General features: G+C 69.4%; 21 protein-coding genes. 12 read left to right on the plus strand and 9 right to left on the minus strand.

The window, feature by feature from the left end; genetic code table 11:
• Positions 1 to 122 precede the first annotated feature (122 nt).
• Complete coding sequence (locus ABZ937_RS13260; RefSeq protein WP_361690201.1) at positions 123 to 833, minus strand: ATP-binding protein; 711 nt, start codon at positions 831 to 833, stop codon at positions 123 to 125.
• Positions 834 to 1,054: 221 nt separating this feature from the next.
• On the opposite strand from ABZ937_RS13260, the gene ABZ937_RS13265 reads away from it, so the two are divergent.
• A complete protein-coding gene (locus ABZ937_RS13265; RefSeq protein ID WP_361690204.1) occupies positions 1,055 to 1,645 on the plus strand; it encodes a TetR family transcriptional regulator in 591 nt (196 codons plus the stop codon).
• Positions 1,646 to 2,033: 388 nt separating this feature from the next.
• Here ABZ937_RS13265 and ABZ937_RS13270 read toward each other — a convergent pair whose 3' ends face one another.
• Both ABZ937_RS13270 and ABZ937_RS13275 read right to left on the minus strand, forming a co-directional pair.
• A complete protein-coding gene (locus ABZ937_RS13270) occupies positions 2,034 to 2,474 on the minus strand; it encodes a VOC family protein (RefSeq protein ID WP_361690207.1) in 441 nt (146 codons plus the stop codon).
• A 48-nt stretch (positions 2,475 to 2,522) separates the two neighbouring features.
• Positions 2,523 to 3,620, minus strand: coding sequence for a hypothetical protein (locus ABZ937_RS13275; RefSeq protein ID WP_361690210.1), 1,098 nt, complete (start codon positions 3,618 to 3,620; stop codon positions 2,523 to 2,525).
• 194 nt (positions 3,621 to 3,814) lie between these two features.
• Between ABZ937_RS13275 and ABZ937_RS13280 the strand changes: the two genes are divergently transcribed.
• Both ABZ937_RS13280 and ABZ937_RS13285 read left to right on the plus strand, forming a co-directional pair.
• Positions 3,815 to 4,426 (plus strand): Tat pathway signal protein, encoded by a 612-nt coding sequence (locus tag ABZ937_RS13280; protein WP_361690213.1) that lies wholly within the window; start codon positions 3,815 to 3,817, stop codon positions 4,424 to 4,426.
• 178 nt (positions 4,427 to 4,604) lie between these two features.
• On the plus strand, positions 4,605 to 5,240 hold the full coding sequence (locus tag ABZ937_RS13285; protein WP_361690216.1) for a hypothetical protein: 636 nt from the start codon (positions 4,605 to 4,607) through the stop codon (positions 5,238 to 5,240).
• Here ABZ937_RS13285 and ABZ937_RS13290 read toward each other — a convergent pair.
• The gene (locus tag ABZ937_RS13290; protein WP_361690219.1) at positions 5,198 to 6,091 is read right to left on the minus strand and encodes a helix-turn-helix transcriptional regulator; all 894 of its coding nucleotides are present in this window, start codon (positions 6,089 to 6,091) and stop codon (positions 5,198 to 5,200) included. The two genes, ABZ937_RS13285 and ABZ937_RS13290, sit on opposite strands and share 43 nt — an antisense overlap.
• Positions 6,092 to 6,329: 238 nt before the next feature.
• On the opposite strand from ABZ937_RS13290, the gene ABZ937_RS13295 reads away from it, so the two are divergent.
• Positions 6,330 to 7,778: an MFS transporter gene (locus ABZ937_RS13295; RefSeq protein WP_361690223.1), complete on the plus strand. Its 1,449-nt coding sequence runs from the start codon at positions 6,330 to 6,332 to the stop codon at positions 7,776 to 7,778.
• A 15-nt stretch (positions 7,779 to 7,793) separates the two neighbouring features.
• Here the strand turns inward: ABZ937_RS13295 and ABZ937_RS13300 are convergent, their stop codons facing one another.
• Positions 7,794 to 8,495: a DUF5324 family protein gene (locus tag ABZ937_RS13300; RefSeq protein WP_361690225.1), complete on the minus strand. Its 702-nt coding sequence runs from the start codon at positions 8,493 to 8,495 to the stop codon at positions 7,794 to 7,796.
• 273 nt (positions 8,496 to 8,768) lie between these two features.
• On the opposite strand from ABZ937_RS13300, the gene ABZ937_RS13305 reads away from it, so the two are divergent.
• Positions 8,769 to 9,299, plus strand: a complete 531-nt coding sequence (locus ABZ937_RS13305) for a peptidylprolyl isomerase (RefSeq protein ID WP_361690228.1) — start codon at positions 8,769 to 8,771, stop codon at positions 9,297 to 9,299.
• Positions 9,300 to 9,390: 91 nt separating this feature from the next.
• Positions 9,391 to 10,278 carry a rhomboid family intramembrane serine protease gene (locus tag ABZ937_RS13310; RefSeq protein WP_361690231.1) on the plus strand — a complete coding sequence of 296 codons (888 nt, stop codon included), beginning with the start codon at positions 9,391 to 9,393 and terminating at the stop codon, positions 10,276 to 10,278.
• A 282-nt stretch (positions 10,279 to 10,560) separates the two neighbouring features.
• Here the strand turns inward: ABZ937_RS13310 and crgA are convergent, their stop codons facing one another.
• Positions 10,561 to 10,815, minus strand: coding sequence for a cell division protein CrgA (crgA, locus tag ABZ937_RS13315; protein ID WP_361690234.1), 255 nt, complete (start codon positions 10,813 to 10,815; stop codon positions 10,561 to 10,563).
• A gap of 152 nt (positions 10,816 to 10,967) precedes the next feature.
• Between crgA and ABZ937_RS13320 the strand changes: the two genes are divergently transcribed.
• From ABZ937_RS13320 to ABZ937_RS13345, 6 genes are read left to right on the plus strand one after another with little or no spacing between them, the layout of a single operon-like run.
• Complete coding sequence (locus tag ABZ937_RS13320) at positions 10,968 to 11,756, plus strand: DUF881 domain-containing protein (protein WP_361690237.1); 789 nt, start codon at positions 10,968 to 10,970, stop codon at positions 11,754 to 11,756.
• A gap of 21 nt (positions 11,757 to 11,777) precedes the next feature.
• Positions 11,778 to 12,467, plus strand: a complete 690-nt coding sequence (locus tag ABZ937_RS13325) for a class E sortase (protein ID WP_361690240.1) — start codon at positions 11,778 to 11,780, stop codon at positions 12,465 to 12,467.
• Positions 12,468 to 12,520: 53 nt separating this feature from the next.
• The gene (locus ABZ937_RS13330) at positions 12,521 to 12,682 is read left to right on the plus strand and encodes a hypothetical protein (protein WP_361690243.1); all 162 of its coding nucleotides are present in this window, start codon (positions 12,521 to 12,523) and stop codon (positions 12,680 to 12,682) included.
• Complete coding sequence (locus ABZ937_RS13335) at positions 12,679 to 13,317, plus strand: aminodeoxychorismate/anthranilate synthase component II (protein WP_361690246.1); 639 nt, start codon at positions 12,679 to 12,681, stop codon at positions 13,315 to 13,317. Before ABZ937_RS13330 ends, ABZ937_RS13335 begins: the two co-directional genes overlap by 4 nt.
• Complete coding sequence (locus ABZ937_RS13340) at positions 13,314 to 14,366, plus strand: class E sortase (protein WP_361690249.1); 1,053 nt, start codon at positions 13,314 to 13,316, stop codon at positions 14,364 to 14,366. The genes ABZ937_RS13335 and ABZ937_RS13340 overlap by 4 nt, the downstream gene beginning before the upstream one ends.
• A gap of 27 nt (positions 14,367 to 14,393) precedes the next feature.
• The gene (locus ABZ937_RS13345) at positions 14,394 to 15,152 is read left to right on the plus strand and encodes a class E sortase (RefSeq protein WP_361690252.1); all 759 of its coding nucleotides are present in this window, start codon (positions 14,394 to 14,396) and stop codon (positions 15,150 to 15,152) included.
• A gap of 73 nt (positions 15,153 to 15,225) precedes the next feature.
• On the opposite strand, the gene pknB is transcribed toward ABZ937_RS13345, so the two are convergent.
• The 3 genes from pknB to ABZ937_RS13360 all read right to left on the minus strand — a co-directional run bounded on the left by pknB (position 15,226) and on the right by ABZ937_RS13360 (position 20,343).
• Positions 15,226 to 17,226, minus strand: a complete 2,001-nt coding sequence (gene pknB, locus ABZ937_RS13350) for a Stk1 family PASTA domain-containing Ser/Thr kinase (protein WP_361690255.1) — start codon at positions 17,224 to 17,226, stop codon at positions 15,226 to 15,228.
• A gap of 196 nt (positions 17,227 to 17,422) precedes the next feature.
• On the minus strand, positions 17,423 to 18,904 hold the full coding sequence (locus tag ABZ937_RS13355) for a penicillin-binding protein 2 (RefSeq protein ID WP_361690258.1): 1,482 nt from the start codon (positions 18,902 to 18,904) through the stop codon (positions 17,423 to 17,425).
• Positions 18,901 to 20,343, minus strand: coding sequence for an FtsW/RodA/SpoVE family cell cycle protein (locus ABZ937_RS13360; protein WP_361690261.1), 1,443 nt, complete (start codon positions 20,341 to 20,343; stop codon positions 18,901 to 18,903). The genes ABZ937_RS13355 and ABZ937_RS13360 overlap by 4 nt, the downstream gene beginning before the upstream one ends.
• Positions 20,344 to 20,357: the final 14 nt, after the last annotated feature.

Below are 20,357 nucleotides of genomic sequence, written 5' to 3' on the forward strand. Positions count from 1 at the left end.
GTCGGTGTGGCCGAAGCCGGAGTAGTAGGCGATGACGACGGACGGCTTCTTGGACATGGCGAGTGCCTCCGGGAAAGGAACGTGGACGTGGTCAGGGGGGTGGGAGCCGCGGGCGCTGCCGCTCAGGCGGCCTGCGCGACGCGCTCCGTCTCCAGGCGGAAGTCCTGGGCCGCGTAGTCCTGGCGGGACAGTTCCAGGGCCTCGTCCATGCTCATCACGGGCTTGAGGTCGAACAGCTCGCAGATCCGCGTCAGTCGCTCCGGCATGGTGCCCCGGATGATGTGGTACGGGATCTCCAGCTCGTCCAGCGTCTGCAGCAGCATCTTGTCGATCGTCGCCCGGAAGCCCTCGTTCATCGGCCGGTGGCCGTCCGCGGCGATCGGGAGCTCGTGCTCCAGGTGGACGTACGCGTCGTAGGTGTCCTTCACGTGCTGCTTCAGCGCGATGGCGTACTGGTCGACGACCTTGGCGAAGAACTCCATCTCCGCCTCCTGCACGACCGCGCGGCCGCCCGCGTTGTCCGCGGTGGCGTTCGGGTTCATCCCGTGCATGACGCGGCCCGCGCCGTACAGCCACTCCTGCAGCGAGGAGCCGTCGGAGATGAAGTGATCGCCGAGCACGGCCTCCGCCGCGACCCGCCCCGTGTGCCGGCGCAGCATCAGCTGGAGGAACTCCGCCGGCGTGACCTCGGCGAGGGCCTTGCCGGGCACCGCCTCGGGGAGGATCTCCCGGATGGTGCGGGCCAGGGTGCGCGGGACCCCGGTGTAGCGGGACAGGGCCATGACCGTCGACGTCTTGCCGGCCGAGTACGTACCTGAGATTGCGATCTTCACGTGCCTGATGGCCTTTCCGTTGGGACGTTCGGTGGAGGCAGACCGGTGCCGCGGTGCGTCCGGCCTTGGACTCTTGCCGTCGGCGACGGTCAAGAACGAGAGGGACAGGGAGGCTCCGGCTGCGTCGGCAGAGCCATCCAACCTGTTGGTTGGAGATCCTTGCATGCGCATCGGTTGTAGTCAACCAACCGGTTGGATGCCTAAGTCGATACAGTGGTCACATGGCTGGAAGCACGGAAACGACCAAGCGCCGACTCCTGGACGCCGCGCGGGTGGAGTTCAGCAGCTACGGCATCGCCGGAGCGCGGGTGAACCGCATCGCGGAGCGGGCAGGCGTCAACAAGGAACGGATCTATGGACACTTCGACAGCAAGGAGGGCCTGTTCAGGGCCGTTGTCGCCGAGGCGATGAGTGAACTCGTCCGGGAGGTACGTCCGGGCGAGGGCTCAATCGGCGACTACGTGGGCCGGATCTTCGACTACCACCGCAACGACCCCACCCTGCTCCGACTGCTCATGTTCGAAGGCCTGCAGGAAGGGCATCTCGGAACCGCCGACACCTCCGGCCGGGCCTCCTGGTACGCGGTCGCGGCCAAGGCCCTGGCGGAGAGCGCCGACTGCTCCGAGGACGACAGCGGACGCCTGCTGCTGACCTTGATCGGGCTGGGTGCCTGGCCGATGGTGATGCCGCAGCTCAGCCGACTGTGCCTGGAGGCAGGTGACGAGGCCGCCGACCTGACGGCGCTGAAGAGCTTCGTCGTCTCCTTCGCCGAGCGGGGCGCCCGCGTCGGTCCTGCGCCGAAGGAGGCGTGACAGAAACGCCCTTCCTCCCGACTCGAGCCCTGTTGATCGAGGTGGGAGGAGGGGACGACGACTCAGTCGGGTTCCCCCGCCACGGCGGCCTCGACGAGCCCTGCGGACATGATCCTCATATTTCCCCCCACGGACTGTGTTCGACAGACAGGAACCCGACGCCGGCGTACCCACCACCGACGACCCCTCAGAGTCCCGACTGCTGCCCTGCGTTACGTCAAAACTTCTACGAACACGCTCGACCGTAATGAGGCCCCACCTTTCCCGCAAGCGATCGCCGCCCTACCTGACGGACTTCCTTCCGGTTCTCCGGTGACCGGAAATCCGGCCCGCGTCGAGACCGTCGCCGACCGCTTCACCGGGGGCGCCTCGGGGGCTCCTCGGGGACTCAGTGGGGGCTCGGTGGGGGCTCTTCGCCGAAGATCCAGGGCGCCAGTACGACCTGCCAGCCGTCCGGGTCCTCGAAGAGAACGGCGCCGTGTTCCGGCCAGTAGGGGTTCGCGGCGGGAACCGGGCTGTACCCGAACTCGCCGAGCCGCCGGGCGGCGACCGCGACGGCTTCGGGGCCCCGAAGATAGAGCACCAACTGGTTCTCCGGATGCGGCTCGGGGATGCGGGGCGGGTCGCCGTGCTGCAGCAGTTCCATGTGCACCCGGGTACCTGGCAGACCGAGGACGACGCCGTCGTAGCCCTGGTGGCCGCGCCATTGCGCGAGCACCGGAAGGCCGAGGACGTCACGGTAGAAGACGAGGACCTCGTCGTACTTCGCGGTCGGCCGCGCGAAGCGGACCGCCCCGACATCGAGATGGCTGGGCCAGGAGTGCGGCATGGGACGATCCTGCCCGCTGTGGCAGCCCTCGCCCTTTGCGCCACGCTTCTAGCACGGTACGTCGCCACCGCACCGCCACTGGGTTTCCCGGTCCGAGTAGACGTTGGCGCGGGGAGACCACGCGTGGCCGGTCCACTCCTGCCCGTCGCCCGCGGCGATGTATGCCTCCCCCTGATAGGCCAGCGGGGCCTCCTGGCGCCCCGTCCCGCAGTGAGCCGGATCAGTGGTGAATGTCGTCCCCGGATCGACGGTGATGTGGGTGAGGGCAGGTCCGGGCTCGCAGACGTGCGCCGCTCCTGCCCAGAAGCCGCCCACCTTCACCGTGACCGGCGCGGCGGTGGCCGTGGGGTTGTCGACCTTGAGGGCGAAAACCACCCGGTCGCGCTCGACCTTCGCACAGGCGCGCAGCTGCACACCCGACGGACCGGCCTTGGGCGGAGAGCAGCGGCTGTCTCCCCCCAACGCGGCACCGGACCGGGGTGTTGTTCCTGCGGCTGATGTCGCCGAGCCGGCGGAAGGCCCGACCTGACCACCTTGCTCGGCCGACCCCGACCATCCCTTCGCGGCGATCGCCAGGGTGATCAGCAGGCCGACGGTCGCGGCAATGGCGGCAGGCCGCTTCCATGAGCGGGAGGCGGGAGAGCCGGCAGGGCCCGCGGCCGTCGGCGGGGTGGTAGGTCCAGCGGCGAGCTGCTCGCTGTCCTCGCTCCGGACGGCCTGAGGAGCAGCAGCCTCGGCCGCCGACGCCGGGGCCCTGAGCGCCGTGACCACAGCGCTGCGCCATTGATGACCCTTGATCTTCTGCAGCTCGGCCTTGTGGAACTCGATCCGCTGGGCGATCCCCATCAGCCGCCGGCGCTGGGGCGCCGCATCGGCTCGGAAGGCCGCCACGATCCGGGCGGTGTCCTGGACCGTCGGCACGCGGCCGGATCTCTTGTTCTCACCGAGCAGCTGATCGCGGCCGAGCAGCCACTGCCCCAGGAGAGGGTTGTCGATCTTCGGCTCCGCGTCCCGCAACCGAGCGACCAGCCCCGACCGGGAGGGCCCAGGGCCTGCCATCACCTCGTGCAGGCACTCGCTCCACTCGTCCAGGGCCTGGACGAGGCCGTACGCCAGCTCTTCGAAACCCTCTCCCTGTTCCCCCACCGCGGCTTCTCCTCCCGCCCAAAGCTTGCACTGCGCTAGTGAAACAGCAGGTCAGAGCTTGTGCACAGGGCACTGCAAGTGCCTGCCGGACGAAAGATCTGGAACGGGCCTCCGGCATTCAGGAGAGTGAATCGCGGCGGACGGCAGCGAGCTGATGCGCCATCAACCCACTTACTTCCGAACGGAGTCCTGCCATGAACCGATCGACGACCCGAAAGCATCGCACACTCCTGACCCTCCTCGCGGCCGTGCTGACGGCGACCGCCGCGCCGATGGTCGCCCCGGGCACGGCCGAGGCCGTCACCGGCGGCCGGGCGTGCCTCTTCCTGGACAAGGAAGGCGCCCGGTTCGCCGGCCGGACGTACGGCCACGTCGCCTGGGCGATCCGCGACCCGAAGAACACCAACCACTGGATCTGGGGCGCCACCGAGGGCTACAAGGGCAAGCCGCACATCCCGGCCGGCGACTACAACGGCAGCTGGATCAAGGGCGGCACCTGGGACGGCCTCCGCAGCAGCATCAAGCGGGACGACCACCACAGGGCGGGCTACTACGACGCCTACCGGTGCATCAACACGGCCGGCGGTGACCTCAGGGCCGCGCAACGCACCTACGACAACATGAAGAACAACGGCTACGACATCGGCTTCAACAACTGCCTCACGAAGTCGATCGCGATCTTCCGCAAGTACAGCCCCGCCCTCAGCGGCAAGCACCTGCCCGACGGTCAGGGCGTCCCGCCCAGGAACTACTTCAAGACGACGCTGGACAACGCGCGCGGCTGGGAGAAGGCCCGTACGTACTGAGGACGGTGGTGCGACAGCTGCCGCGGCAGCGGCGACTGCACGGCATGCGACGGCCGCGGCTGACCGCATGAACGCCGCGGGGTGACCTCACCCTGCCCGTTCGGTGAGGGCTTCTGCCACACCGCAGGAGCCCTCACCCTCTGACCCGCCACTCCAAGACCGAGGGAGAACGATCCGCATGAACGAGTCACTTCGCCCCGAGCCCGAGCAGAGCAGCCTTCCGCGCCGACAGCCGGGAACCGGCGTCCCGTACATGCCGCCCCCGCCGCGTCACCCACCGCGGCCTCAGATCTCGCCCGGCTTCGGGTACGTGCGACAGCCGGGGTACGCCGCCGCCTCCCTGAACATGCCGCAGCAGGTCAAGGCGGCTCGCATCGTCCTGTTCCTCCTGGCGGGCCTTCTGGTCGTTCTGGGTCTGGCCGCGCTCGCTCAGGCCGAGGCAGCGCAGAACGCCCTCGCCCCCTACAGCGGATCTTCGGGGCTCATGGCCCCCGCCGTCCACGAGGCGGAGCAGGAGGCGGCAGCGCAGAGGGGCATGGCGCAGTCCGGGATGCTCTCAGGTGCCACCTTCGCCGCCCTCGCGCTCGTTCTCGCCGCCCGGTTCGGCAAGGGCGGCAACGCCCTCCGCATCGGCACGATCGTCTACGGCGCCTGGCTCTGCGCGGCCGGCACCCTCACTCTCGGCCTCACCGCCGGCATCGCCCCCGCCGCCATCGTCATGGCAGCCCTCGCAGAACTGGCCGTCGGCGTCCTGCTGATCGTCTTCATGGCTCAGAAGGACGGCGTGGCCTGGTTCAGCCGCCCACGCCACTGAGCGCAGGAAAGACTCCCCAGGAGCCGCAGTGCCGCCTCCGACGACGAGCCCGACTCGGCCGTATAGGCGATCATGCGTTGGCCCGAGGTGCCGGGGAGGACGAGGTTCTCGAAGCTGAGCTCCATCGCACCGACCAGGGGGTGACGCAGCTGCTTCACCCCGGAGGTGCACGTGCGTACCGGGTGCCGGGCCCACAGAGAGGCGAACTCGTCGCAGTTCATGCAGAGCTGACCGACCAGCTCGGCCAGGGAGCGGTCGTCGCGGTGGCGGCCGGCGACCAGGCGCAGGGAGGCCACGGCGAGTTGGGCCTGGTCGTACCAGTTCGCGTACAGGTCCCGGTACTGCTCGTCCAGGAACAGCATCCGCGTCAGGTTGGGGCGGGTGGCGGGCGTGTCGGGGCTCTCGGGCGCCAGGTGTCCGGCGAGCAGCGCGTGGCCCAGCTGGTTCCACGCGAGGACGTCGCCCCGCCGGTCCATGACGAGGGCCGGCACGTCGGTCATGGCCGCCAGCAACTGCCGGGCCGAGGCGCTGGCGTACGCCACCCGGGGCGGTGCGGAGCGGGACGACGCGGTCGTGGGGCGGGCGAGGTCCAACAGGTGGGCCGTCTCGTCGTCGGTGAGGCGCAGGGTGCGCGCGATGGCCTCCAGCAGGCCGTCGGAGACGCCGGTGGTGCGGCCCTGTTCGAGGCGGGTGTAGTGGGTGATGCTGACGCCCGCGAGCATCGCCAGCTCCTCGCGGCGCAGTCCCGTGACGCGGCGGCGGGTCGGGTGCGGGGTGATGCCGACGTCCTCGGGCCGCAGCGCGGCGCGGCGCGACTTGAGGAAGTCTCCCAGCTCGGACGAGGCGTCCATTCATGTCTCCAGGTCGGCGGACTGCGACAGGCTGTGCCCACGGACCTCCCATGATGCGCGCTGGTCCCGAGGGCCGGAAGCCTTGAGGGTGGTGCTGGAATGACTACCCTCGTGCCGGCTGTGCACGACAGGGTTCTGGCTGGGGATCCCGGCGCCGACGAGCCTCTTTTCCGAAACCGCGCGTGACGCGACCGAGTGCGCCGCGCGTCAGGAACCTTGAGGAAAAGGACCCGACGTCATGTCTGTCACCGATACGGAGGCGGCCGGTACCGCTCCCGGCTCCGTCGCCGACGCGGCACCGGCCGTGCTCACCCCCCGGCTCCGGCTGGTACTGGTACTGCTGCTCGCCACGCAGTTCATGCTCGCCGTGGACTTCGCCATCCTGAACGTGGCGCTGCCCGTGATCGGCGGGGACCTGGGCTTCCCGCTGGCGCACCTGCAGTGGATCGCCACCGCGTTCGCGCTGTGCGCGGCGGGCTTCACCCTGCTCTTCGGCCGGGTCGCGGACCTGTTCGGCCGGCGCCGGCTGTTCCTCGGCGGCCTCGTGGTCCTGAGCGCGGCCTCGCTCGTCGGCGGGCTGGCGCGGAACCCGGAGATGCTGATCGCGGCCCGCGTCTTCCAGGGCCTGGCCACCGCCGCCGTGACCCCTGCCGCGCTGTCGCTGATGACGACCTCGTTCCCGGAGGGCCCGCTGCGCCAGAAGGCGCTCGGCCTCAACGGGGCACTGATGTCCAGCGGTTTCACCACCGGCGCCGTCCTCGGCGGCGTGCTGACCGACCTGCTGTCGTGGCGGTGGGCGTTCTTCATCAACGTGCCCGTCGCCCTCGCCGTGCTGCTCGTCGCCCCGACGGTCATCAGGGAGTCCCGGCCCGACGAGCGCCCCACGCTGGACCTGCCCGGCGCCATCAGCGTCACGCTCGGCCTGCTGGCCGTCATCTTCGGGCTCACCCAGGCGGGCGAGAAGGGCTGGACCTCGGCGACCACCCTGGTGTCGCTGGCGGCGGGCGTGGTCCTGCTGCTGGTGTTCTACGCCGTCGAGAGCAAGGTGTCCGCTCCGCTGGTGCCGCTCGGCGTGCTCCGCAAGCGGTCCGTGGCCTGGGGCAACGTCGCCGGTCTGATCGCGTTCCTCACCGAGTGCTCCCTGGTCTTCCCGCTGACCCTCTACCTCCAGGACGTGCTCGGCTTCTCCGCGCTCACCGCCGGCCTGTCCTTCGGCGTCCTCGGCCTGGGAACGGTCACCGGCGGCATCACGGCGCCGAAGATCATCGGGAAGACCGGCAGCAAGCGGACGCTGATCGTGGGCGGAATCCTGCAGACCGTGTTCACCGCGGCCCTGCTCGGCCTCGGCGCGGACCGCTCGTGGATGTGGCTGATGCTGGCCGCCAGCTTCCTCGGCGGTGTCGGCAACATGCTCGTCATCGTGGGCTTCATGGTCACCGCCACGACGGGTCTGCCCGATCACGAACAGGGCCTGGCCACCGGCCTCGCCACCATGACCCAGCAGGTCGGCATCACGATGGGCACGCCGATCATGAGCGCCGTCGTCACCGCCGCCATGACCGGAACCGCAGTCCCGGCCATGCTCGGCGGCCTGAAGGTCGCGATCGGCGTGAACGCCGCGCTCGTGCTCCTCGGCCTCCTCACCAGCGCCCTGTTCCTGCACAGCGACCGAGCGCCCACGCGGTGACGCGGAGCTGCGGACTCAGGACTGGTCGTCGCGGTCGGCCGCGTCCTCCTCCGCCTGCTTGGCCTGGACCTCGGGGTCCAGGCCGGACGCGTCGGTGCCGTCGACGGCCGTGATGCGGGGCCCGTCGGGGACCTCCGTCGCCGCGGGAGGCTCGACCAGCCAGTCGGGGTTGGCCTGCTTGTCCCACCACTTCCAGGCCGCGAAGGCACCGCCCGCCAGCACACCCAGCAGCGCGAGCGCCTTCACGGCGCGCCCGGCCCGGCACCGCCGCCGGTTCCGCCGGGCCAGCTTCTGGATGTCCTGCGCCGAGACCTGACCGCGCAGCGCGGCCATGGCGGCGGCACCGCGCGCGGCGGCCTCGTCGCGCACCGGAGCGGCCGCGGCCACGGCCTGCTCGATCCTCGGACGCGAGTACTCGGCCGCCTGCCGGGCGGCCTTGCGGGTGCGGACGGCGGCCTCGTGCGCGGCATGGTCCACCTTCGGCGGCACATGGGCAAGAGCCTGCTCCAGGCGCGGGGCGAGCCGGGCGTCGTACTGTTCGCGGGCCTGTCCGGCGGCCTGCGACACCACGGGCGCCAGCCGTACGCGTGCCTCCTGCGCGTAGTGCGCGGCACGCTCCATGGCCGTGTCGGCGTAGGGCGCCACCGCTTCCGCGGCGTGCAGCACGCTGTCCTTCGCCGAGCCGGTCGCGGCGCGCACGCTCTCGATGCGGGTCACGGGTTCCTCCTCCTCGGTGGCGTACGGTATTTCGACTTTCCACCCTTTTACGGATCATGCCTGCCGGTGGCCGGTGCGGCACGCGCGGGCGGGCATATGGGTGCCGATCGCTCCCTTCGCCGTGATTGCGGGCAACAGGGGCCTGACGTCGACCCTGCCACGAATCGCCGGGTCGCGCTCCCCGCCCGCCACAAGTCCTGGCCGCCCGCAGACGCGCAGGCGGGACCGTGGAAGGATCGAAGTGTCGCGGCGGACGACAACGGAAGGCGGATCGTGGCCGAGCAGCTGTATGCCACCCTGAAGACGACCCTCGGCGACATCGAGGTCCGGCTCTTCCCGTTCCACGCTCCCGTCACGGTCAGAAACTTCGTCGAGCTGGCCCGCGGCGAACGCGAGTGGACCCACCCCCGCACCGGTGAGAAGAGCAGAAACCCGCTGTACGACGGCACGGTCTTCCACGCCGTCATCGGCGGCTTCATGATCCAGGGCGGGGACCCCCTGGGCAACGGCCTCGGCGGCCCCGGCTACGGCTTCGAGGACGAGTGCCACCCGGACCTGGCCTTCGACCACCCGTATCTCATGGCCATGGCCAACGCGGGGCCCGGCACCAACGGCTCGCAGTTCTTCATCACCGTCACCCCGAGCACCTGGCTGAACGGCAAGCGCACCATCTTCGGCGAGGTCGCCTGCCCGGCCGGCCGCAAGGTCGTCGACGCCATCGCACGCGTGCCGACCGGACGCAACGACCGCCCGCTCGACGACATCGTCCTCGAGACGGTGGTCATCGAGACGCGCGAGGGCTGAGCGGCACGGGAACCGGACGCCCTGCTCGTCCGTATGGATGAGCAGGGCAGGATAGTGGCGTCGACAGGGACACGAGGAGCGAGGGGATCTGATGGACCAGGCCGCAGGGAGCGCGCAGGACGCCCGCAGCGTGCCCGTGTGCTACCGGCACCCGGACCGCGAGACCGGCGTGCGCTGCACCCGCTGTGATCGGCCCATCTGCCCCGAGTGCATGGTCAGCGCCTCGGTCGGCTTCCAGTGCCCGGACTGCGTCCGCGGCGGCTCCGGTACGGGACACGCCCCGACGGCTTCCCGGCCGCGCACGATCACCGGCGGCACGGTCACGGCCGACCCCCGCCTGCTCACCAAGATCCTGATCGGGATCAACCTCGCGGTGTTCATCGCGATCCAGGCCGACAGCTCCCTCCTGGACCACCTGCTGCTCTACGGCGCCTGGCCCCCGAAGCCGTTCGCGCCGGTCTCGGGTGTCGCCGGCGGCGAGTGGTACCGCTTCGTGACGTCGATGTTCGCGCACCAGGAGTACTGGCACATCGGCTTCAACATGCTGAGCCTGTGGTGGATCGGCGGCCCGCTGGAGGCGGCCCTCGGCCGGGCCCGCTATCTGGCGGTCTACGTCGTCTCCGGGCTGGCCGGCGGCGCGCTCACGTACCTGCTCGAACCCCCGACGACCTTCTCCCTCGGCGCCTCGGGTGCGATCTTCGGCCTCTTCGGTGCCACCGCCGTGCTGATGCGCCGGCTCAACTACGACATGCGGCCGGTCATCGCCCTGCTGGTGATCAACCTGATCTTCACCTTCAACCCGTCGATGCACATCTCCTGGGAGGCGCACATCGGCGGCCTCGTCGCGGGTGTGATCACCGGGTACGCGATGGTCCACGCCCCGCGGGAGAAGCGGTCGCTGGTGCAGTACGGCACCTGTGCCGTCGTCCTGCTCCTGGCCGTGGCCATGGTGCTGGTGAGAACCGCTCAGCTCACCTGACGGGCACGGGAACACACCGATACCGAACCGTTGTCCACAGCGTGTGGCGGATCTTGTGCACACGGTGCGGGCACAGCTGTGCCCCCTGTCGCTCGGATGTGTTTCCGCAGGTCGGACAGGGGGCGAACGCGTGTCTGAGGGGTGGCGGGCCAGTCACACCGGCGTCAACACCCAACGGGTTATCCACAGATCGTCGTTCTTTTTCCCCACTGTGGAAAACAGCTGTGGATAACTCAGTGGATAGCCCTGGGCAGAGCTAATTCCGCCCAGCCGGCTCCACCGCTACTTCCATTGCGTGGAGACACCGAAGCCGGCGGCGATGAAGCCGAATCCGACCACGATGTTCCAGTTGTCCAGGCTGTCGACCGGCAGCGAGCCGTCGGTCACGTAGAAGACGACGATCCAGGCCAGGCCGACGAGGAACATGGCCAGCATGACCGGCGCGACCCATGCCCGGTTGGTGAGCTTGATGGCCTGCGCCTGCCTCGCCGCCGGCGGCGTGTAGTCGGCCTTCTTGCGGATACGTGACTTCGGCACGAGGGTCTCTCCTGTCGATGCGCTGCGTGGCCGCGCAGGTAACTGGGGCGGACTCGGGGCAGCGTACAAAGGGCCGCCATGACGACTCTGTGTGCTCCCCCGGGCGTCCGTTAGCGTAGTGCTTCCGTGGCGCCGAAGGAGATAAGGGTACGTTGAGCAATTCTGCCGACTCCCCCGGGACGGGAGCAACGGGCTCCGGCCCGGTCCGCAGGCTGCGTCTGCGGCCCGTGCGGATACTCACCGCGGCCGTCTTCGCCCTCGCCGGGCTCATCTTCTTCACCAGCTTCAACACGGCCAAGGGCACCGACATCCGCCAGGACGGCTCCCTGCTGAAGCTGTCCGACCTGATCCAGCAGCGCAGCCGCAAGAACAAGGAGCTGGACGAGTCCAACGCGACCCTGCGCGACAGCGTGGAGTCGCTCGCCGAGAGCGACGACGGCAGCACCAAGGCCGAGGACGAGAAGCTCGGCGGGCTGGAGGGGGAGGCGGGCACCCGGAAGCTGACCGGCAAGGCGGTCACCGTCACCCTGAACGACGCCCCGCCGGGCGCCACCGCCAAGCTCCCCGGCTACCCCGAGCCGCAGCCCGACTACCTGGTCATCCACCAGCAGGACCTCCAGGCCGTGGTGAACGCCCTGTGGCAGGGCGGCGCGCGGGGCATCAAGGTCATGGACCAGCGGCTGATCTCCACCAGCGCGGTGCGCTGCGTCGGCAACACCCTGATCCTCCAGGGCCGCGTCTACTCGCCGCCGTACAAGATCACGGCGGTCGGGGACCCGGAGCGGCTGAAGCAGGCGCTCGCCGACAGCAAGGCGATCCAGACCTACATGGTGTACGTCAACGTCTACGGCCTCGGCTGGAAAGTCACCGACGACGGGACGGTGACTCTTCCCGGCTACTCCGGCACAGTGGATCTGCACTACGCGAAGCCAGTGGAGTAGACGTCCGTCCGGGAGCCGCCGGTGCGTGTGATCGTCAGGTCCGTCAGCGAACTGTGCATCACCCTCGGCACCCTCATCGTGCTCTTCGTCGTCTACGTGCTGTTCTGGACGGGCGTGCGGGCCGACGGCGCGATGAGCGACCAGATCGACCAGCTGCACCGGCAGTGGTCGCAGGGCAGCGTGCGGCGGACGGACCCGCCGGGCGAGCGGACGGTGTCCGCGACCAGACCGGCGCCGTACCGCGACGGCAGGCCCTTCGCGATCATGTACATCCCGCGGCTCGGTTCCACGTGGAACAAACCGGTGCTGGAGGGCACCGGCCGTGACGTGCTGGCCAAGGGACTCGCCCACTATCGGGGGACCGCGCAACTCGGCCAGAAGGGCAACTTCGCGGTCGCCGGGCACCGGCGGACGTACGGCGACCCCTTCAAGGACTTCCCCGGGCTGCGGCCGGGTGACGCGGTCGTGCTCACGGACGGGACGACCTGGTTCACGTATCGGATCGACAAAGGGCCCTACAAAACGGTCCCCACCGACGTCGAGGTGATCGACCCTGTCCCCCGTAAGTCCGGGTACACCCGTCCGGGCCGGTATCTGACGCTGACCACGTGCGATCCGGAGTGGGGGCACAGCCACCGGCTGATCGTCTGGGCGCATCTGGATTCCACACAGCCTGTGGAGGCAGGCGAACCGAGGGCCCTGCGCCGTTAGTCTGGTGACGTACGGCGTGGGTCTGGTGCCGTAGCGGATACGGAAGGGACGGCATGTACGGCTGGATCTGGCGGCATCTGCCGGGGAACGCGTGGGTGAAGGCGCTCGTCTCGCTCGTACTGGTCCTGGCCGTGGTCTACATACTCTTCCAGTACGTCTTCCCGTGGGCCGAGCCGCTGCTGCCCTTCAACGATGTGACGGTGGACAACCAGTGAGTGCGCGGATTCTCGTCGTCGACAACTACGACAGCTTCGTCTTCAACCTCGTCCAGTACCTGTACCAGCTGGGCGCCGAGTGCGAGGTCCTGCGCAACGACGAGGTGTCGACCTCGCACGCCCAGGACGGCTTCGACGGCGTGCTGCTCTCGCCCGGCCCCGGTACGCCGGAGGAGGCGGGCGTGTGCGTGGACATGGTCCGGCACTGCGCGGCCACCGGGGTCCCGGTCTTCGGCGTCTGCCTCGGCATGCAGTCGATGCAGGTGGCGTACGGCGGTGTGGTCGACCGGGCGCCCGAGCTGCTGCACGGCAAGACCTCGCTGGTCGAGCACGGGGGCAAGGGCGTCTTCGCGGGCCTGCCCTCCCCGTTCACCGCGACCCGCTACCACTCGCTCGCCGCGGAGCCGGCCACGGTCCCGGCCGAGCTGGAAGTGACCGCCCGGACCCACGACGGGATCATCATGGGCCTGCGCCACCGTGAACTCCTGGTCGAGGGAGTGCAGTTCCACCCCGAGTCGGTGCTGACCGAGCACGGTCACCGGATGCTGGCCAACTGGCTGGTGGAGTGCGGCGACCAGGGTGCCGTGGCGAGGTCGGCGGGGCTGGCCCCGGTGGTGGGCAGGGCCACGGCGTGACCGCGCTGCGCCCCGAGCGCGAGGACCTGTACGGCGGCGGAAGCCCGTACGAGTCCTCCGGCGGTGCGCGGTCGCACGCGGAGGATTTCACGGTTCCGTTGCCCGTCGTCGACGAGGAGACGGTGGCGCTGCGGATCCCGGGGCCCGCGGGGTACGGCTCGGGGCGCGGTCCCAGACGAGCCTCTGCGGCCTCATCGGCCTCTGCGGCCACCGGAGTCACACCGGGCGGCCGTGCGGCCCGGAGAAAGGCCGCCAAGCGGCGTGGCGGGGGGCGGCACGGCGGTGGTGCCCGGGAGGCGGCGTCCGGCCCGGCCCAGCGGGATCCGCAGCGGCCCCTGACCCGGGTGGAGGCCCGGCGGCAGGCGCGGCTGCGCAAGCCGAGCCCGGCGACCGTCGCGAGCCGGGCGATCGGCGAGGTGTTCATCACCACCGGCGTGCTGATGCTGCTGTTCGTCACCTACCAGCTGTGGTGGACCAACGTCCGCGCGCACGCGCAGGCCGGCCGGGAGACGCACCAGCTCCAGGACGACTGGGCCAGCGGCAAGCGGAACCCGGGGGTCTTCGAGCCGGGGCAGGGCTTCGCCATCCTGCACATCCCGAAGCTGGACGTGGTGGCGCCCATCGCGGAGGGCGTCAGCAACAAGAAGGTGCTCGACAAGGGCATGGTCGGGCACTACGGCGAGGCCCCGCTGAAGACGGCGATGCCCGACGCGAAGACCGGCAACTTCGGTCTCGCGGCGCACCGCAACACGCACGGTGAGCCGTTCCGGTACATCAACCGGCTCAAGGCCGGCGACGCGGTCGTGGTCGAGACGCAGGACACGTACTTCGTGTACAAGGTGACCTCGATGCTTCCGGTGACGGCGCCGTCCAACACGGGCGTGCTGGACCCCGTTCCGCCGGGCTCCGGCTTCACCGAGCCCGGGCGCTACATCACCCTGACCACCTGCACGCCGGAGTTCACCAGCAAGTACCGGTTGATCGTCTGGGGCAAGATGGTCCAGGAACGCCCGCGCAGCAAGGGCAAGCCGGACGCGCTCATCGAGTAGGGCTCATCGAGTAAGGGCAGAGGAACTGTGGCAGCGACCGCCGACGAGACCGAAGAGACCACGGACGCCTCCGAACCGGAACCGGATCCGGCTCCCCGGCGCCGGCGCCCCGGCCGGATCGCGCTGGCGGTCAGCGTCTTCGGGGAACTCCTCATCACGGTGGGCGTGTTGCTCGGCCTGTTCGTCGTCTACTCGCTGTGGTGGACGAACGTGATAGCGGACCGCAAGGCCGACCGGCAGGCCGACAAGGTCCGCGAACACTGGGCGCGGGAGAAGGACTCCGGCCCCGGCGCGCTCGACACCAAGGAGGGCATCGGGTTCCTGCACGTGCCGGCGATGGGGAACGGCGAGGTGCTGGTCGAGAAGGGCACGGGCGCGGACGTCCTCAACGACGGTGTGGCCGGCTACTACACGGACCCGGTCAAGGCGACCCTCCCGATAACGGGCAAGGACGGCAACTTCACCCTCGCCGCCCATCGGGACGGCCACGGCGCCAAGTTCCACAACATCGACAAGCTGGAGGAAGGCGACCCGATCGTCTTCGAGACCCGCGACGACTGGTACGTCTACAAGGTCTACTCGATCCTCCCCGAGACCTCGAAGTACAACGTCAAGGTGCTGACGTCGGTCCCCAAGGAGTCCGGCAGGAAGAAGCCGGGCCACTACATCACCTTGACGACCTGCACCCCCGTCTACACCTCCCGCTACCGGTACGTGGTGTGGGGCGAACTGGTCCGCGTGGAGAAGGTCGACAGCAAGCGCACCCCGCCGGAGGAGCTGCGCTGAACCGGCGCCGGAACGGCGTGGGCCCCTGCCGGGATGTCCCGGCAGGGGCCCACGCGTAGTGGCCGGGAGGCCGTCAGCCGTTGTTACCGCCGATGATGTCGGGGCCGCCGTTGTTGCCGTTGCCGTTCCCGCCGCCGAAGCCCACGGTCGTCAGGGTGATCGTGGTGGCGGCCGGGTCGTCGACCTGCTGGTTCTGCTTCGGGTCCTGGTCGGCGACGAACGCGGTGTCGCTGCTGTCGCTGCCCTGGGCGAACTGGATGTTCGTGAAGCCGGCGGCGTTCAGGATCTGCCGGGCCACGGCGACCGTGCGGCCACGGACGTCCGGGACCTGAGTCTTCTGCTGCTGCTCGGCCTTGCCGACGTTGATCACCACGTTGGTGTTCTTGACCACCGGCTGGCCCGCCGGCGGATTGGTGCTTTGCACCTTGCCGTTCTGGGCGGGGTCGGTGACCGGGGTGTCGGCGCAGGACGGCACCAGGCCCTTCGCCGTCAGCTCGGCCTTCGCCTCGTCACAGGACTTGCCGGTGACGTCGGGGACAGCGATCTTCTCCTCGGCCTTGGCGACCGTGAGCTTGATCGTCCAGCCCTTCTCCTTCTTGACGCCGCCCTTCGGGTCCTGGGCGGTCACCACGCCGGGTGTGCGGTCCGACACCTCGGTCTTCTTCTCGACCTGGAAGCCCTTCGCCTTGAGCTGGGCCTCGGCATCGGCGTACTGGGCACCGAGCACGTCCGGCACCGTGACCTTCGGCGCGCCCGTCGACACCACCAGGGTGATCGTGTCGCCCTTGTTGACGTCCGTGCCCGCCGTGGGGTCCTGCTCGCAGACGTTGTTCTTCGGCTGGTCCGCGCACGCCTTGCGGGTGGGCGTGCCCAGCTTCAGGTCGGAGTTCTCCGCCATCTTCTGGGCCTCGGCGTAGGTGTGGCCGACGAAGTTCGGGGCCTTGAACGACTGGTCGTTGCCCTTGCCGCCGAACGCCCACTTGCCGATCAGGATCGCGCCGACCAGCACCAGCAGACCCGCGACCACCAGCAGGATCGTGGAGGTGTTGGACTTCTTCTGCTGGCGGCGGCGGTCCGGGCGGTCGTCGTAGCCGTAGCCGCCGTCGTCCGGGTTCATCGGCGGGAGCATGGTGGTCGCTCCCGCGCCCGCCTCCTGGCGCAGGGCGGTCGTCGGCTGGTCGTCGGGGTAGCCGCCGTAGCCCACCGCGCCCATCGAGGCCGTGGCCGCGACCGGCTGGCCGTCCAGGCACGCCTCGATGTCGGCGCGCATCTCGTCGGCCGACTGGTAGCGGTAGTCCGGGTCCTTGACCAGCGCCTTGAGGACGATCGCGTCCATCTCGGGCGTGATCTCGGGGTCGAAGACCGACGGGGGCTGGGGCTCCTCGCGGACGTGCTGGTAGGCCACGGCCACCGGGGAGTCGCCCACGAAGGGCGGCCGTACCGTCAGCAGCTCGTACAGGAGGCAACCCGTCGAGTAGAGGTCCGAGCGGGCGTCGACCTGCTCGCCCTTCGCCTGCTCCGGCGAGAGGTACTGGGCCGTACCGATGACCGCCGCCGTCTGGGTCATGGTCATGCCGGCGTCGCCCATGGCGCGGGCGATGCCGAAGTCCATCACCTTGACCTGGCCGTTGCGGGTCAGCATGACGTTGGCCGGCTTGATGTCACGGTGGACGATGCCGTTGCGGTGCGCGTACTCCAGGCCCTGGAGGATGCCGATGGTCATCTCCATCGCGCGCTCGGGCAGCAGCTTGCGGCCGGAGTGCAGCAGCTCGCGGAGCGTGGATCCGTCGACGTACTCCATCACGATGTACGGGATGGAGACCCCGTCGATGTAGTCCTCGCCCGTGTCGTAGACCGCAACGATCGCGGGATGGTTGAGCGAGGCGGCCGACTGGGCCTCCCGGCGGAACCGGGCCTGGAAGGACGGGTCGCGCGCGAGGTCCGCGCGCAGCGTCTTCACCGCCACGGTGCGGCCGAGCCGGGTGTCATGCGCGAGGTAGACCTCCGCCATGCCACCGCGGCCGAGCACCTGGCCCAGCTCGTACCGGCCGCCGAGGCGACGCGGCTCTTCCATAGCTACCTACCAGCCCTCTCCGTCGATCTCGGCCACGCACCTGTCGTGCGCGGCCGGAGGCTGCCGTCCGGGCCTACCGTACCCGGCTCGCTTTGTATGACCTGGCCAAGCCCGTAACCCGATACAGGACCGGTATCGCAACGTGCAACGATGTGAAGGAGGTGTGAGTGGTGTCACTCCCAGGGGCCGACGGCGGTCACTTCTTGGATTCGATGACCGCCTCCATGACGCTCTTCGCGATCGGCGCGGCCAGGCCGCCGCCGGAGATGTCGTCGCGGTTGGCGCCCTCGTCCTCGATCACCACGGCCACCGCGACCGGCGAGCTGCCGTCGCTGAGCTTGGCGTAGGAGATGAACCAGGCGTACGGGTTCTCGCTGTTCTCGATGCCGTGCTGGGCGGTACCGGTCTTGCCGCCGACCGTGACGCCGCTGATCCGCGCGTTGGTGCCGGTGCCCTTCTCGACCACCGTCTTCATCATGTCCTGCAGGATCTGCGCGTTCTTCGGCGTCAGCGGCCGGCTCAGCTCCTCGGGCTGGGTCTTGGCGATCGGGTCCAGGTTGGACTCCAGCTCGTCGACCATGTACGGCTTCATCAGCTTGCCGTCGTTGGCGACCGCCGAGGCGACCATGGCCATCTGCAGCGGGGTGGCGGCGGTGTTGTACTGGCCGATGGAGGACAGCGCGGTCTGCGACTGGTTCATGTCGTCGGAGAACACCGAGGAGCTGGAGCGGACCGGGGTGAACTGCTCGGAGCCGAAGCCGAACTTCTTCGCCTCGGCGAGCATCTTGTCGTTGCCGAGGTCCGAGCCGATCTTGCCGAAGACGGTGTTGCAGGACCAGCGCAGCGCCTCACGCATGCTCGCGTCCTTGCACGGGATGTTGCCCTCGTTCTTCAGCTGGGTCGTGGTGCCCGGCATGGTCCACGGCAGCGGCGAGTCGGTCTTCTCGTCGGCCGAGGTGTACTTGCCGTTCTCCAGCGCCGCCGCGGCGGTGACCACCTTGAAGGTGGAGCCCGGCGGGTAGGTCTCGCGCAGCGCCCGGTTCAGCATCGGGTCGTTGGGGTTGTATTTCTTCTGCAGCTTCTTCCAGGCCGCCGCGTCGTCGTTGGAGTTCCCCGCGAAGGACGAGGGGTCGTACGACGGGTAGGAGGCCAGCGCCAGGATCTTGCCGGTGGAGGGCTCCAGGGCGACGACCGCGCCCTTGCCGCCCTGCTTCTTCAGACCGTCGAACGCGGCCTTCTGCGCGGCGCCGTTGAGCGTGGTGACGACGTTGCCGCCCTGCTGCTCCTTGCCGGTGATCATGTCCAGGGTCTTGCGGAAGAACAGCCGGTCGTCGTTGCCGGTGAGGATGCCGTCCTCGATGGACTCCAGCTGGGTGGCGCCGAAGGCCTGCGAGGCGTAGCCGGTGACCGGCGCCCACATGGGGCCGTTCTTGTAGGTCCGCTTGAACTTCAGGTCGTTCAGACCGGACTTGCCGGAGTCCGAGGACCCGGTGATCGGATTGCCGTCGACGACGATGTCGCCGCGCGGGGTGGCGTAGCGGGCGATGGTGACGCGGCGGTTGTTCGGGTCGTCCTTGAGGCTGTCGGCCTTGAGGTACTGGAGCCAGTTGTCCCGGATCAGCAGCGTCAGCACGAGCAGGCCGCAGAAGATCGCGATCCGGCGCAGGGGTTTGTTCATGACGGGCGGACCACCTGGGTCATCTCGGCGTCGGGGTTGCCGGCGGGGGTGGGCGCCGGGCGGCGGGCGGTGTCGCTGATCCGGATGAGGATGCCGATCAGGGCCCAGTTGGCCAGCACGGAGGAACCGCCGTACGCGACGAACGGCATCGTCATACCGGTCAGCGGGATGAGGCCCATCACGCCGCCGGCCACCACGAACACCTGAAGCGCGAAGGCGCCGGACAGGCCGATCGCGAGCAGCTTGCCGAACGGGTCGCGGGCGGCGAGGGCGGTGCGCACGCCGCGCTCCACGATCAGGCCGTAGATCAGCAGGATCGCCATGATGCCGGCCAGGCCCAGCTCCTCGCCGAAGGTGGCGAGGATGAAGTCGGAGTTGGCGGCGAACCGGATCAGGTCCGAGTGGCCCTGGCCCCAGCCGGTGCCGAGGGTGCCGCCGGAGCCGAAGGCCCACAGCGCCTGCTGAAGCTGCTCGGAGTGGCCGCCGACGCCCTGACGGCTGAGGGTGTACTCCCGCATCGGGTCGAGCCAGGACTGGACTCGGCTCTTCACGTGGGGCTCGATGCTCGCCACGCCGACCGCGCCCACCGCGGACATCAGCAGGCCGAAGACGATCCAGCTGGTCCGCTCGGTGGCGACGTACAGCATGATGACGAACATTCCGAAGAACAGCAGCGAGGTGCCGAGGTCCGTCTCGAAGACCAGGATGAGGATCGAGATAGCCCAGACGACCAGGATCGGGCCGAGGTCGCGGCCGCGCGGCAGGTACAGGCCCATGAAGCGGCGGCTGGCGAGGGCCAGGGCGTCCCGCTTCACCATCAGGTAGCCGGCGAAGAAGATCGCGAGGACGATCTTCGCGAACTCGCCCGGCTGGAGGGAGCCGAGGCCGGGGATGTTGATCCAGATCTTGGCGCCGTAGAGATTGGCTCCGAGGCCCGGCACCAGCGGCAGGATCAGCAGGATCAGCGCGCTGAACATGGAGATGTACGTGTAGCGCTGGAGAACGCGGTGGTCCTTCAGGAAGATCAGCACCACGACGAACAGGGCGATGCCGAGCGCGGTGTACAGCAGCTGGCGGGGCGCGGCCGTGAAGTAGGCAGGCAGCGACTGCAGCAACTTCGACTGGTCCAGCCGCCAGATGCACACCAGGCCCAGGCCGTTCAGCAGCGTGGCCAGGGGCAGCAGCAGCGGGTCCGCGTACGGGGCGAACTTGCGTACGGCGAGGTGGGCGACGCCCGCCAGCAGGCCGAGGCCGAGGCCGTAGCTCAGCAGGCCCGCGGGGACCTTCTCGTCGATGGCCAGGCCCACGTTGGCGTAGGCGAACACCGGGATGGCCACGGCGAAGACCAGCAGGGCCAGCTCGGTGTTGCGGCGGCTCGGCGCGCCGATGGCGCCGATCGTGGACGTGTGATGCGTCGGCGAATTCGTAGTACTGCTCATCGTGTGACGGGGCC

The sequence above is a fragment of the Streptomyces sp. NPDC046727 genome, from assembly GCF_040645635.1.
In the GTDB taxonomy this organism is placed as follows: Bacteria; Actinomycetota; Actinomycetes; order Streptomycetales; family Streptomycetaceae; genus Streptomyces.